The sequence below is a fragment of the Aquabacterium sp. genome, assembly GCF_016195855.1.
In the GTDB taxonomy this organism is placed as follows: Bacteria; Pseudomonadota; Gammaproteobacteria; order Burkholderiales; family Burkholderiaceae_C; genus Aquabacterium.
This window is the reverse complement of the sequence record NZ_JACPYU010000018.1, coordinates 15,052-29,432: the sequence shown is the minus strand read 5'-3', so window position 1 is coordinate 29,432 and position 14,381 is coordinate 15,052. Positions and strand designations below refer to the sequence as shown.

The 14,381-nt window shown below is 63.8% G+C and carries 5 protein-coding genes and 1 pseudogene; 3 read left to right on the top strand and 3 right to left on the bottom strand.

The window, feature by feature from the left end:
- The 3 genes and pseudogenes from HY019_RS16775 to murI all read right to left on the bottom strand — a co-directional run.
- Positions 1-1,404: pseudogene (locus HY019_RS16775) on the bottom strand (heme utilization protein); the annotation flags it as partial.
- A 171-nt stretch (positions 1,405-1,575) separates the two neighbouring features.
- Positions 1,576-9,384: a heme utilization protein gene (locus tag HY019_RS16770; RefSeq protein ID WP_290694417.1), complete on the bottom strand. Its 7,809-nt coding sequence runs from the start codon at positions 9,382-9,384 to the stop codon at positions 1,576-1,578.
- 288 nt (positions 9,385-9,672) lie between these two features.
- Positions 9,673-10,539 (bottom strand): glutamate racemase, encoded by an 867-nt coding sequence (gene murI / locus HY019_RS16765; RefSeq protein ID WP_290694415.1) that lies wholly within the window; start codon positions 10,537-10,539, stop codon positions 9,673-9,675.
- 171 nt (positions 10,540-10,710) lie between these two features.
- On the opposite strand from murI, the gene HY019_RS16760 reads away from it, so the two are divergent.
- The 3 genes from HY019_RS16760 (at position 10,711) to HY019_RS16750 (ending at position 14,319) form a co-directional block, all read left to right on the top strand.
- Complete coding sequence (locus HY019_RS16760; protein ID WP_290694413.1) at positions 10,711-11,460, top strand: electron transfer flavoprotein subunit beta/FixA family protein; 750 nt, start codon at positions 10,711-10,713, stop codon at positions 11,458-11,460.
- 14 nt (positions 11,461-11,474) lie between these two features.
- On the top strand, positions 11,475-12,407 hold the full coding sequence (locus tag HY019_RS16755) for an FAD-binding protein (protein ID WP_290694412.1): 933 nt from the start codon (positions 11,475-11,477) through the stop codon (positions 12,405-12,407).
- A gap of 106 nt (positions 12,408-12,513) precedes the next feature.
- Positions 12,514-14,319, top strand: coding sequence for an acyl-CoA dehydrogenase (locus HY019_RS16750; protein WP_290694411.1), 1,806 nt, complete (start codon positions 12,514-12,516; stop codon positions 14,317-14,319).
- Positions 14,320-14,381 lie beyond the last annotated feature (62 nt).

Sequence of the window (14,381 nt, the reverse complement as noted above, 5' to 3'; positions counted from 1 at the left end):
GGCGTCGGTGCTCAGGGCACGGATGGCGCCGGTGCTCAGGGTCGAGAAGTCGGCGGTCTCCATCACGCTCAGCTGGGCGCTGGTGAGCACGGCGGCTTGGGCCGAGCTCAGGACAGCGGTGTCAGCCGAGGTCAGGGCGACGACCTGGGCGGTGCCCAAGGCGGCGATCTGCGCAGTGGTCATCGCAGCGATGTCAGCGGTGCTCAGCACCGCGATCTGGGCGGTGCCCATCGCGGTGATGTCGGCGGCGCTCAGGGCGCGCACTGCAGCAGTGCTCAGGGCGGCGACCGCTTCGGTCAGCAGGTTGGCAACCTGGTCGGTGCTGAAGACGTTGGTCTGCGTCGAGGTCAGCGCTGCAGCCTGGGCCGAGGACAGGACGTGGGCTTGCGCCGTGGTCATGCCGGCCAGTGCCGAGGCGCTCAGGGCGCGGACATCGGCCGTGCTCATGACGCTCATGTCCAGCGTGGTAACAGCGGCCAACTGGGTGCTGTTGAGCGCAGCCACTTGCGCGCTCGTCAGAACGGCGAAATCAGCGCTCACCAGCGCTGCGATTTCGGCCGTGGTCATGGCGGCGATCTGCGCCGTGCTCATGGCCGTGATCTGGCCCGTGGACAGGTTGGCAATCTGAGCCGTGGTCATGTTGGACACGGCATCCGTGCTCAACGCACGCACAGCGGTGTTGCTCAGCACAGCCAGGTCTGCGGTTTCCATGGCCGAGACTTGCGCCGAGCTCAACACGGCGGCCTGTGCTGTCGTCAGCACAGCGGCTTCGGCAGTCGTCAGTGCGACAACCTGAGCCGAGGTCAGGGTGCTGACTTGCGCCGTGCTCATGCCGACGATGTCTGCGGTGGTCAGCGCTGCAATCTGGGCCGTACCCAGGTTGCCGATGATATCGGTGCTCAAAGCGCGAACGGCACCCGTGGTGAGTGCCGCAATCGATTCGGTCGCCAGTGAAATGGCTTGTGCGCTGTTCAAGGCCGCCGCCTGTGCCGTGCTGAGCGCGGCGGCTTGTACTGAGACCAGCGCCTTGGCCTGCGCTGTGGTCAACCCTGCCAGGCTGGCAGTGGTTAGCGCCCGAACTTCGGCTGTGGTCAGCGCAGCGAAGTCCGCCGTGCTGACGGCCTCTACCTGCGCACTGGTCAGCGAGGCAATCTGGTTTGTGCCCAACACGCCAATCTGGGTGGTCGTGATGACATTGATCTGTTGTGTCAACAGGGCCGCCACACTGGACGTGGTCAGCGCACGCAAATCAGCCGTGTCAATGGCCTGAATTTGTGTGGTCGTCAAGGCCTGAATCTGTGCCGTATTGAACGCCGCCCAATCTTCCGTGGACAGTTGTTGAATAGCTGTCGTGGTCAACGCCGCGATCTGTGCGGTCGAATACTTGGGAATCAGTGTTGACATGATCAATCCCTTTGGGTCCAGTGAGCGTTGGCGGTAAACGGAATGGCGCGGTCAAGACAACGAGACACACGCCACGGCCGGAATCGGCCTCGTGAACGTGCCAACTCTTGTGTCGTTGACGTCCTATATCGACTTACTGCGATGGTTCTTTAATCTGGGGCTTCGATAAGCTCAGATGAGAGGGGTGTTTTGTGGCTCATCTGTGAGCCGCGTGTGATCTATTGGCGCAAATGGCGCGTGAGTAACTGGTGCGCTGCCGTCGGATACCAGCAGGTCATGCCCACGGTCGGATAACAGGTCAGCGGCCGAAATACCCGACTGATTCAATTTGGCTTGGGTTTGCCCGTCAATTGAATGGATCGCACTTTCATGCGTGATGGGGGTGTGCGCATCCACTTGCGGATCGGTGTGCGGCGTCAATTCAGATGGCGAAATGCCTGACGCCACGGTGCCGGTGGTGGCGCCGCTTTGGGCGCTCTGATCCTTGGTGAACCACACATCGGCCATGGCATGGCTGCTGCCATCGCTGGTCTTGTAGCTGGCCACCAGGCCAAGCACATTGCCGTGGTTCACGCTGGAGCCTGCCTGGGCGTGGAGGTCCAGCTCGATGATGCCCAGGGCGGACAGGTCCTTGAGCTCACCGGCTTCGGATATCCCGTCGCCATTGGCATCAACCCAGACCTTGAGGTCCTTGAAGTGCGCGTCCGCGGCAGTGAGCTTGTTGTCGTGGTTGCTGTCCAGGTCCGCCATGGCATTGAAGCCATTGCCTGCGCGCTGACCCGATGTCAGCACCGTGGCCGTACCGAACAATTCCGTGCCGTTGTTGACAATGCCGTCGTGGTTGCGGTCCATGACCAGCAGGCCGTCCTGGCGCCCGACCCAGCCGTGGCTGACCGAGGCACCCGTGGCGTTGAGGTCAAAGTGCGTACCCTGGGCGGCGCTGACCGTCTGGACGCCGTCGCCATTGAGGTCCAGCACGATCGGCGTGGAGACAATGAGCGTGTTCAATTGCGCATCGCTCAGGACGGCCATCTGGTCGGTCGTGAGCACCAGGGCCTGGTTGATGGTGAGCGCGGCCATGTCCTGCGTCTCGAACGCCACGATCTGGTCCGTTGTCAGCGCCATGATCTGGGCCGTGCTGAATTCATGAACCTGGGCGGTCGTCAACGCGGCGAAGCTTTCGGTCGTGAAAGCCATGATCTGTTCGGTGGTCAGCGCCCGGATCTGCGCCGTGGTCAGCGCCACCACGTGGGCGGTGTCCATGGCTGCGATGGCGTCCGTGTGCAGTGCCCTGACCTGCATCGTGGTCAGTGCGTGCAGATCACCGGTTTCCATCGCCACGATCTGTTGCGTGGTCAAGGCGCCAATTTCGCTGGTGGTCATGGCAACGAACTGCGCCGTGCTCAGCGCCACGATCTGGTCCGTGGTGAGGGCGGCTATGTGCTCGGTGGTGAGTGCCCGGATTTCTGCCGTCGTCATGGCGCGAAGATCCACCGTTTCGATGGCCACGACCTGGCTGGTGCTCAAGGCCGCGATATCGGCCGTTGTGAACGCCATCATCTGGGCGGAACCCAGCGCGGCAATGTGCGCTGTGGTCAGGGCCACCACCGCATCGGTCGACAAGGCGCGGATGTCTGCCGTGCTCAAGCCCGCCAGCTGGCTGGTCAACAAGGCGGCGACATGATCGGTCGTCAGCGACCAGACCTGCGTCGTCGTCATCGCGGCCATCTGGGTCGAGCTCAGCGCCACGATCTGCTCGGTACTCAGCGCGGCCACATCCTCCGTGCTCAAGGCCCGGACATCGGCGGTCTCCATGGCCCGGATCTGCTGCGTTGTCAGCGCCATGGCCTGCGTGCTGGTGAGGGCGGCCACCTGCGCCGTGCCCAGAATCGTGATCTGGTTGGTGCTGAGCGCGGCGATCTGTTCTGTACCCATGGCGCCGATGACGGCCGTTTTCAGTGCCCGGATATCGGCCGTGCTCAGCGCCACGATCTGGCTGGTGTCCAGCGCCAGCACCTGCGTCGAAGACAGGGCTGCGGCTTGAGCTGAACTCAAGGCGGCGATGTCGGCCGTTGACAGCACCACCATGTCGGCCGAACTCAGCGCGGCGATCTGCGCGGTCATCAAGGCCGCCATCTGCGCGGTGGTCATGGCGACGATCTGCTCGGTACTGAAGGCAGCGACGTTGGTGGTCGACAAGGCGCGGATGTCTGCCGTGCCCAGCGCCATCAGTTGGGCTGTGCTGATGCCGGTAATCTGGGTGGAGTTCAGCACGGCAACCTGCGCCGTGTTCAGCGCAGCAACGCCGGCGGTTGAGAAGACGCTGATCTGCTCTGAACTGAGTGCTGCCATTTCGGCGGTGCTCAGTGCGGCCACCTGGGCGGAGGTGAGCACCTCGATCTGGCTGGTGCTCAGCACGGATACCGACGTGCTGCCCAGCGCCTTGATGTCGGCCGTGCTCAAGCCACTGATTTCGCTGGTCGTGAACGCCATGATCTGGGCAGAGGTGAGGGCGCTCACTTGCAGCGTGGTCAGTGCGGCAATCTGCGACGAGGTCATCACCTCAATCTGATCGGTGCGCAGGGCGGCGATGTCCGTGGTGTTCAGCGCGCGCACGTCGGCCGTGGTGAAAGCCAGGATCTGATCCGTGCTCATGGACGAGAGCTGATCGGTGTTGAGCACGGCGATCTGTGCGCTGCCCATGGCGGCGATGTCGGCGGTGGACAGCGCCGCGATCTGGCCGGTGCTGAGCACCGATACCTGCATGGTGCTCAAGGACCGGACCTGAAGCGTGCTCATGACGCTGAGTTGATCCGTGGTCAAGGCGGCAATGGCGCCGGTTGTCAAGGCGCGGATGTCGGCCGTGTTCAGCCCGGCCATGTCGGCCGTTTCAATGGCGGCGACCTGCTCGGTGGTCAGGGCGCTGATCTGCGCGGTACCCAGCGCCGCCACCTGGCTGGAGCTCAGTGCGGCGATCTGTGCCGTGCCCAGTACGGCAATGGCAGACGATGTCAAGGCGCGCACGCCCGCGGAAGTCATCGCGGCCACCTGCTCGGTGCTCATCACCATGGCCTGTGTGCTACTGAGCCGGGCGGCCTGCGCCGTGGTCATCGCGGCCAGGTCTGCGGTGCTCAGCACCGTGATGTCCGCACTGTTGAGGACGGACACCTGGGCCGTCGACAGCGCCGCAAACTGGCCGGAACTCAGTGCAGCGATCTGGTCGGTGGTCAAGGCGGACACGTTGACTGTGCTCAGGGCGCGCAGGTCCGCCGTGGTGAGCGCCAGGATCTGGTCGCTCGTCAGCGCACGCGCCTGATTGGAGCTGAACACGGACACCTGCGCCGAACTCAAGACAGCGATGCTGCTGGTGGTCAATACGCTGATTTCGTCGGTGGTCAGCGCGGCCATCTGAGCCGTGCTCAGCGCGCGAATCTGGGTTGAATCCAGCGCCGCGAATTGCTCGGTGCTCAGCGCGGACACTGCCGCAGTGGTGAGCGCGCGCACCCCGGCGGTGCTCAGCACGGCCAGATCACCGGTTGTCAGGGCCGCCACTTGTCCGGTTGAGAGTATGCTGATCTGTGCCGTGGTCAGTGCGCCGACCTGCGTTGACAGCAGCGCGGCGACCTGATCCGTTGTCATGGCCGCGATGTCCGACGTGCTCATCGCACGCATGTCTGCGGTGTTGAGCGACTGGATCTGATCGGTGGCCAGCGCGCTGACCTGTGCAGAGCCCAGCGCCCCGACCTGCGCCGTGCTCAAGACGGCCATGTCCAGGGTACTCAGGCCGGCCAGTTGCGCTGTCTTGAAGGCCGCCATCTGTGCCGTCTGCAAGGCCATGACCTGCATGGTGTTGAGCGCGGCAATCTGCTCGGTGCTCAAGATCGCGATGACCGCCGTACTCAGCGCACGGATGTCAGCTGACGTCAGCGCATTGAGCTGGTCCGTCGACAGCGTGGCAGCCTGGAGCGTGCTGAGCAGCCCGATCTGCGCGCTGGTCATGGCCGCGATCTGCGCCGAGGTAAGGGCCACGATCTGGTTGGTGTCCAGTACGGCAATCGAGGCGGTATTCAGGGCCCGGACATCCGAGGTGCTGAGCGCCTGGACCTGCTCGGTCGTCAAGGCCGCCACCTGCACGGAGCTGAGGCTGGCGACCTGCGTCGTGCTCATGGCGGCAATGTCGGCCGTGGACAGCACGGCGATGTCGGCGGTGTTGAGTGCGGCCACTTGCGCGGTGGACAAGGCCACGAACTGCGCAGTGGTCAGCACGGCAATTTGATCGGTGCTGAGCACCGCGATGTCATACGTGCTGAGTGCCCGGATGTCGGCCGTGGTCAGCACGCTGATCTGCGCGGTGCTCAAGGCCACGATCTGCGTCGAGTTGAGCGCGCCGATCTGGGTCGAGGTCAAGGCCGCGATGCTCGCGGTCGTGATGACGGTGATCTGGTCGGTGCTCAGCGCGGCAATCTGCGCTGTTGTCATGGCCGCAACCTGCGCCGACGTCAGCACCGAGAACTGGTCGGTGGTCATCACCGCCACCGAAGACGTCCGCAAGGACTTGATGTCCGAGGTGTTGAGCGCCGGCATGTCCTCGGTTTGCAACACAACCACGTGTGTGGTGGTCATGGCCGTGACCTGCGCCGTGCTCATCGCGGCGATCTGGGCCGATGTCAAGGCCACGATCTGATCGGTGCTCAGGCCAGCGATATCGGCGGTGGACAGCGCGCGGATCTCCGCGGTGCTGAGTACCTGGATCTGCGACGTGTTCATGGCCGTGAACTGGGTGCTGCTCAGCACCGCGATCTGCGCGGTATTCAAAGCCAGCACGGCCGCTGTCGACAGGTTGGTGATCTGGTCCGTACCGAGCGCGGCCATCTGCGCTGTGCTCAGCGCCGCCACCTGGGCTGTGCTGAGCACGCCCATCTGGTCGGTGGTCAGGGTGTGCACGACCAGGGTGCTCAGCGCGCGGATGTCTGCCGTGCTCAGGCCGGCGATGCCGGTGGTGCCCAACGCCGCCACCTGGCCGGTATTGAGCACGCCGATCTGCGTGGTGCTCAGTGCCGCAACCTGCTCGGACCGCAGGGAGGCCATCTGCTCGGTGCTCAGGATCAAGATCGTTGCGCTACTGAGCACCCGGATATCCGAGGTGCTCAATGCCTGTATCTGGTCCGTGTTGAGCACGGCGACCTGCTGCGTGTTCAGTGCCGCGAATTGCGCCGTGCTCATCACGGCCATGTCAGCCGACGACAGCACGGCGATGTCATTGGTATCGAGCGCTGCGATCTGGCCGGTTGTCAGGGCTGCGAACTGGGCGGTTCTCAAAGACGCGATCTGGTCGGTGCTCATGACCGCCAGATCAGCCGTGCTGAGCGCGCGGATGTCGGCGGTGCTCATGGCGTTGATCTGATCGGTGCTCAGCACCAGGATCTGACTGGTGCCCATGGCGGCCACCTGCGCGCTGCTCAAGGCCGCGATGCCGCTGGTGGTGATCACCATCACTTGATCCGTGCTCAAGGCCAGAACCTGCGCCGTGCTCATGGCGGCAATCTGTGCGGAGCTCAGCACCGCGAACTGATCGGTCGTCAGCGCCGACAGCGTGGCGGTATTGAGCGCCCGAATGTCCGCCGTCGTCAGGCCAGGGATGTCCTCGGTCGACAGTGCGATGACCTGTGTCGTGGTCAATGCCGCGATCTGCGTGGTGGTCATGGCGGCCACCTGAGTTGAGGTCAGCACCTCGATCTGGGCGGTGCTCATCACGGCGATGTCGGCGCTTCTCAAGGCACGGATCGATGCCGTGCCCAGCACCTCGATCTGGTCGGTGCTCATGGCGGCCACCTGGCCCGTGCTCAGCACGGCCACCTGGCCCGTCGTCAAGGCCCTGACGTCGGCGGTGGTGAGTGCCGCGATCTGGTCGGTGCTCAGCACTGCGACCTGCCCGGTAGACAAGGCGCCCACCTGCGTGCTGCTCAGTGCCGTGATCTGATCGGTGCTCAAAACGGCCACGGCCGCCGTGCTCAAGGCCCTGATGTCAGCGGTGGTCATGCCGCCCAGGCCGGTCGTGTCAATGGCTGCCACCTGCGCCGTGCCCAGTACGCTGACCTGGGCCGTGCTCAGGGCACCGATCTGTTCAGAGACCAGCGAAGCGATCTGGGTGGTGCTGAGCGTCTTGATGGTCAGGGTGCTCAGGGCACGGATATCGGCTGTGCTGAATGCATCGAGCTGTTCGGTGCTCAGCACCGATATCTGCAAGGTATTGAGCGCCCCGATCTGCGCCGTGCCCATGGCGCCGATGACGGCGCTGCTCAAGACCTCGATGTCGCCCGTCTCCAGTGCCCCGATCTGCGCGGTGGACAAGGCCGCCACCTGAGCGCTGCTCAGCGTCGCGATTTGCGTGGTGCTCAGCGCCGCCACGTTGATGACACCCAGTGCCCGGATGTCGGCGGTGCTCAGCACGCTGATCTGATCCGTGCCCAGCGCAGAGACCTGATTGGTATTGAGCGCGCCGACCTGGCTGCTGCTCAGGGCGGCCACGCTTGCGCTTGTCAGCACGCTGATCTGGTCGGTGCCCAGCGCGGCAATCTGCGCAGTCCGCAAGGCCGCCACCTGAGCCGAGCTCAGCGCGGCAAATTGCGCGCTGCTCATGACCGAAATGGCCGCGCTGCTCAGTGCCTGGATATCGGCCGTGGTGATGCCCAGGATGTCCGTGGTGGACAGCGCCGCCACATGTGCCGTTGTCAGGGCACTGAATTGCGCCGTGCTCATGGCCCCCACCTGGGCCGAACTCAGCGCGGCCACCTGCTCGGTCAGCAGGCTGGCGATGGCGGCTGTGTTCAGGGCTCGAATCTGCGCCGTGCTCAGGCCCACGATCTCGTCGGTGCTCATCGCCGTGATCTGCGCCGTCTTCAGTGCGCCGACCTGGGTCGTGGTCAAGGCACCAATCTGGCTGGAGTTCAGCGATGCGATCTGGGCGGTCCCCAGCACGGCGACAGCAGACGTGCTCAGTGCGCGCAGGTCGCTGGTGTTGAAGGCGCTGAACTGATCGGTGCTGAGCGCGGCCACCTGGTTCGAGGTGAGCACGGCCACCTGCGACGTGGTCAGCGCGGCGATGTCCGCCGTCGAGATCACGTTGATCTGCGTGGTGGTCAGTGCGGCAATCTGGCGGGTGGCGAGGGAGGCCACTTGCGTGGCACTCAGGGCATTGATCTGCGCCGTGGTCAGCGCCGCAATGGCCGAGGTGTTGAGGGCCTGGACGCTGGCCGTGCTCAGCCCGGCAATGGCACTGGAGTCAATGGCGGTGATCTGGCTGTTCTTGAACGCGCTGACCTGGCTGGTGCTCAGGCCCACGATCTGGGCAGAGCCCCAGGCCAGGATCTGTTCGGTGCTCAGCACCGCGATGTCGGCGGTGTTGAGTCCCTGGACGGCCGCCGAGTTCAGCGCGGCCATCTGCTGCGTGGTCAGCGCCTGAACCTGTGCCGTCTTGAATGCCGCGGTCTGTGCCGAACTCAGCACGCTGATGTCGTCGGTACCCAGGACCGCGATGGCGCCGGACGACAGCGCGGCCATCTGGCCCGTTGCCATATTGGCCACCTGGTCGGTCGTCAGGATGCTGGCCTGGCTGGTGCTCAAGGCGGCCACATCCACGGTATCCAGCGCACGGATCATGGTGCTGCTGAACACCTGCAGATCCTGCGTCTCGATCGCCGCGACCTGGGTCGATGTCAGCGCACCCAGTTGTGCCGTGTTGAATGTGGCGAATTCGCCTGTTGTGAGCGCGGCGATCTGTGCCGTCTTGAACGCCGCAACCGCGGCACTGCTCAGGCCCAGGATGCCGGTCGTGCTGATCAAGGGGATCTGGACCGTGGTCAGGGCCTGGATCTGTGCCGTGGTGAACGACGCCCAGTCAGACAGCGTCAGCTTGGAGATCGTCGACGTGCTGAGCGTTGCGATCTGCGCTGTGGTGAGCTGTGTAACGAGAGACGCCATTCAAACAAGCCTTCGGGACCGCTGTTGACCAGACAAAGACAAACTGGACCAGTTCAGAGGCTATTCGGGAGGAGCCGCCTCTGATGTGCGAATAAACCGAGCTTCTGACGATCGTTTTCAAAAGCGCAGCACATTCGGCACGACTTCGGTTTATCGACTGGGGGGCTGTACGGTTGAGGGCGAAATGCACCCGTCATCACCCCTGGCTGAACGCCGTGGGCATCCGCGTGTGAAACCTCACGGCGCCACGCAAAATCGGACAGCTAAGCCGGACAGCTCGGTGAGGCGTCAGTCCAGGCGAGAGACGTCGCACTGGACGCCCAGCCAATTGGCCACAACCGTCGCCAGATGAGCCGGGTCTGCGCTGGTGCAGAAGCTCAGCGTGCCGGCAGACGAGTGTCCGCCGCTTGCCCTCGGGTGCTGACCCGAGGTGCGGGCGCAAAGCCGCGCCGTGTGCTCGGCCACCGCCTGGGCCGTGTCCATGACCGTGACCCGCTCTCCCAACGCCTGCTGGAACAGGGGGGCCACAAAAGGATAGTGGGTGCAGCCCAGCACCACCGTGTCCACGTTCGCATCCCGCAGGGGCTGCGCAAAGCGTTCAACCAGTTGCCGCAAGGCCGGGGTGTCCAGTTGCCCCGACTCGATCTCCTTGGCCAGGCCGGGGCAGGGCTGGGACACCAGCGTGGCACCCCGGGCATGCATTTCAATCAAACGTTTGTATTTGTCGCTGGCCAGCGTGCTGGGCGTGGCCAGCACGCCAATGCGCTTGTTGATCGAGTGCGCCACGGCGGGCTTGACCCCGGGTTCGACGCCGATGATGGGCAGATGAGGGTAGGCCTCACGCAGCAGGTGGATGGCCGCGGCCGTGGCCGTGTTGCAGGCCACCACGATGGCGTCCACCGACTGGGCGATCAGGTGGTCGCAGATCTGGGTGCTGCGTGCGGCAATGAAGTCGTCGTCGCGTTCGCCGTAGGGCGCATGCCCCGAGTCCGCCACGTAGGTCAGGTCGGCCAGCGGCAGGCGTTTGTGCAGCGCGCGCAGCACCGACAAGCCACCCAGGCCGGAGTCGAATACCCCGATATGCGTGTTGGCGCCTCGAAAGGTGGGTGCCTGGGGGGCACCTGTTTCAGGGGATACGGCGGCGTGCTGGGTCACAAGAAGAGAGGCTGGGGCGCGGAACGCGGGGCAGAAGTCGCATATTGTCATGCGATTGAGCCCGCATTTGTGGTCCAATCTCCCAAGTTCGCGTTAGAATCGAACGATCGTGCTTTTTTGGGCGCGGCAAACTTTTATTTAACTCTTCCTCATGACGCAGGAGAACATCGCATGAAGGTTCTGGTTCCGGTCAAGCGGGTTGTCGACTACAACGTGAAGGTTCGCGTGAAGTCCGACGGCTCTGGTGTCGACATCGCCAACGTCAAGATGTCCATGAACCCCTTCGACGAAATCGCCGTTGAAGAAGCCACCCGCCTGAAGGAAAAGGGCGTGGTCACCGAAATCATCGCCGTCTCCATCGGCGTGTCGCAATGCCAGGAAACCCTGCGCACGGCCATGGCCATTGGTGCCGACCGTGGCATCCTGGTTGAAACCGACGCTGACGTGCAGCCCCTGGCCGTGGCCAAGGTGCTCAAGGCGCTGGTCGACAAGGAAAAGCCTGATCTGATCATCCTGGGCAAGCAAGCCATCGATGACGACAGCAACCAGACCGGCCAGATGCTGGCTGCCCTGGCCAACCTGCCCCAAGGTACTTTCGCCTCCAAGGTGGAAGTGGCTGACGGCAAGGTGTCCGTGACCCGCGAAGTGGACGGCGGCCTGGAAACGGTCAAGCTGTCGCTGCCTGCCGTGGTGACGACCGACCTGCGTCTGAACGAGCCCCGCTACGTGACGCTGCCCAACATCATGAAGGCCAAGAAGAAGCCCCTGGAAACCGTCAAGCCGGCTGACCTGGGTGTGGATGTGGCCCCTCGCGTCAAGACCCTGAGCGTTGCTGAACCTCCCAAGCGTTCCGCTGGTATCAAGGTGCCCGACGTGGCCACCCTGGTCGACAAGCTGAAGAACGTCGCCAAAGTGATCTGAGGAGATAAAGCATCATGACCGCTCTCGTTATTGCTGAACACGACAACAACAGCATCAAGTCCGCCACCCTGAACGTGGTGACGGCTGCCAAGGCGCTGGGTGGCGACGTGCACGTGCTCGTCGCTGGTGCCAACGCTGGTGCCGCTGCCGCTGCCGCTGCTCAAATCGCTGGCGTCTCCAAGGTCCTGCACGCTGACGGCGCTCAACTGGCCGACGGCCTGGCCGAGAACCTGGCAGCACAAGTGCTGGCCGTGGCTTCGGGCTACAGCCACCTGCTGTTCCCCGCTACCGCTTCCGGCAAGAACGTGTCGCCTCGCGTGGCCGCCAAGCTGGACGTGGCTCAGATCTCGGAAATCACCAAGATCGTGTCGGGTGACACCTTCGAGCGTCCCATCTACGCCGGTAACGCCATTGCCACCGTGCAATCGGCTGACTCGGTGAAGGTGCTGACCGTTCGCGGTACCGCTTTCGACGCCGCGGCTACCACCGGTGGTTCCGCTGCTGTGGAAACCGTGGCTGCCGTGGCTGACTCGGGCTCCTCGTCCTTCGTGGGCCGTGAAGTGACCAAGTCTGCTCGCCCTGAGCTGACTGCTGCCAAGATCATCGTGTCTGGTGGCCGTGCGCTGGGTTCTGCCGAGAAGTTCAACGAAGTCATGTCGCCCCTGGCTGACAAGCTCAACGCTGGCCTGGGTGCTTCCCGTGCTGCCGTGGACGCTGGCTACGCCCCCAACGACCTGCAAGTCGGTCAGACCGGCAAGATCGTGGCGCCCCAGCTGTACATCGCTTGCGGTATCTCTGGCGCCATCCAGCACTTGGCCGGCATGAAGGATTCGAAGGTCATCGTGGCCATCAACAAGGATCCGGAAGCCCCGATCTTCCAGGTGGCTGACTTCGGTCTGGAAGCCGACCTGTTCGTGGCTGTGCCGGAACTGGTGAAAGCCCTGTAATCACGGGCAAATTACGGGATAATTCATGACAGACGGTCTGTCTGTTTGACATACCCGCCGGGGGCGTCTTTCGAGACGCCCCCTTTGTGTTTATCGGAGAAATAAGATGACTTTCCGCGCACCCGTCAAGGACCAGCTCTTTTGCATGAAGGAACTCGCTGGCCTGGACAAGATTGCCCAGATCCCCGGCTTTGAAGATGCCGGTTATGAAACCGCCCAGGCCGTGCTGGAAGAGTCGGCCAAGTTCAATGAAGGCGTTGTGGCGCCTCTGAACTGGAGTGGTGACCAGGACCACGGTTCGTGGGACAACGGCGTGGTGCGCGCCTCGGCTGGCTTCAAGGAAGCCTACAAGGCCCTGGCCGAAGCCGGCTGGCAAGGCTTGCAGCAGCCCGTCGAATACGGCGGCCAAGGCCTGCCCAAGACCATTGGCGCCGCTTGCATCGAGCAGACGACCGCGGCCAACCTGAGCTTCTCTCTGTGCTCCATCCTGACTGGTGGTGCCATCGAAGCCCTGCTGACCGCAGGCAGCGATGAGCTCAAGACCCGCTACATCCCCAAGATGATCTCCGGCGAGTGGACAGGCACCATGAACCTGACCGAGCCTCAAGCAGGTTCGGATCTGGCGCTGGTGCGTTCCAAGGCTGTGCCGCAAAACGATGGCAGCTACCGCATCTGGGGCCAGAAGATCTTCATCACCTATGGTGAGCACGACATGTCCGAGAACATCGTGCACCTGGTGCTGGCCCGCACGCCGGACGCGCCCGAAGGCGTCAAGGGCATCAGCCTGTTCGTCGTGCCCAAGTTCATGGTGAACGACGACGGTTCGCTGGGCAAGCGCAACGACGTGTTCTGCGCCTCCATCGAAGAAAAGCTGGGCATCAAGGCCTCGCCCACCGCCGTGCTGGTTTACGGCGACAACAAGGGCGACGTGGGCGAAGGCGCCATCGGCTACCTGGTTGGCCAGGAAAACCGCGGCCTGGAGTACATGTTCATCATGATGAACGCCGCCCGCTACGACGTGGGCATGCAGGGCATTGGTGTGTCCGAGCGCGCTTACCAGCACGCCGTGGCCTATGCCAAGGACCGCGTGCAGTCGCGCCCGGTGGACGGTTCACAGCCCGGCTCGGCAGCCATCATCCATCACCCCGACGTCAAGCGCATGCTGATGACCATGCGTGCCCTGACTGAAGGCGCGCGCGCCATGGCCATGGTCGGCGCTGCCGCCTACGACACGGCTCACCACCACCCCGACGCTGCCACGGCCAAGCAGGCTCAGGCCATGTACGAGTTCCTGGTGCCCCTGATCAAGGGCTTCGGCACAGAGAACTCGGTGGAAGTGACCTCGCTGGGCGTGCAAGTGCACGGCGGCATGGGCTTCATCGAAGAAACCGGTGCAGCGCAGTACTACCGCGACGCGCGCATCCTGCCGATCTACGAAGGCACGACGGCCATCCAGGCCAATGATCTGGTCGGCCGCAAGACCTCGCGTGACGGTGGTGCCATGGCCAAGGCCGTGGCCGCCATGATCGCCGACACGGAAGGCCAGCTGACCGGCCGCAGCAGCGCTGCTGGCAAGAAGCTGGCGACCCAGCTCAAGGCTGCACGCGAATCCTTCCTGCAAGTGGTGGACTTCGTCGTTGCCAACGTCAAGACCAAGCCCAACGACGTGTTCGCTGGCTCCGTGCCCTACCTGATGCTGACCGCCAACCTGGTGAGCGGCTGGCAGATGGCCCGCGCACTGATCGCCGCCGAAGACAACCTGGCTGCAGGCAACGACGCGCCCTTCATGGAAGCCAAGATCGCCACCGCCCGCTTCTACGGCGACCACATCCTGGCCCGCGTGGCCTCGCTGCGCGACACCATCCTCAACGGTGGTGAGAGCGTGACGGCCCTGTCGCTGGACGCTTTCTGATCGGCCCGCATTGAGCATGTATCAAGCCTGGTAAGTTCAGGATTGATCGGCCCACACAAGGA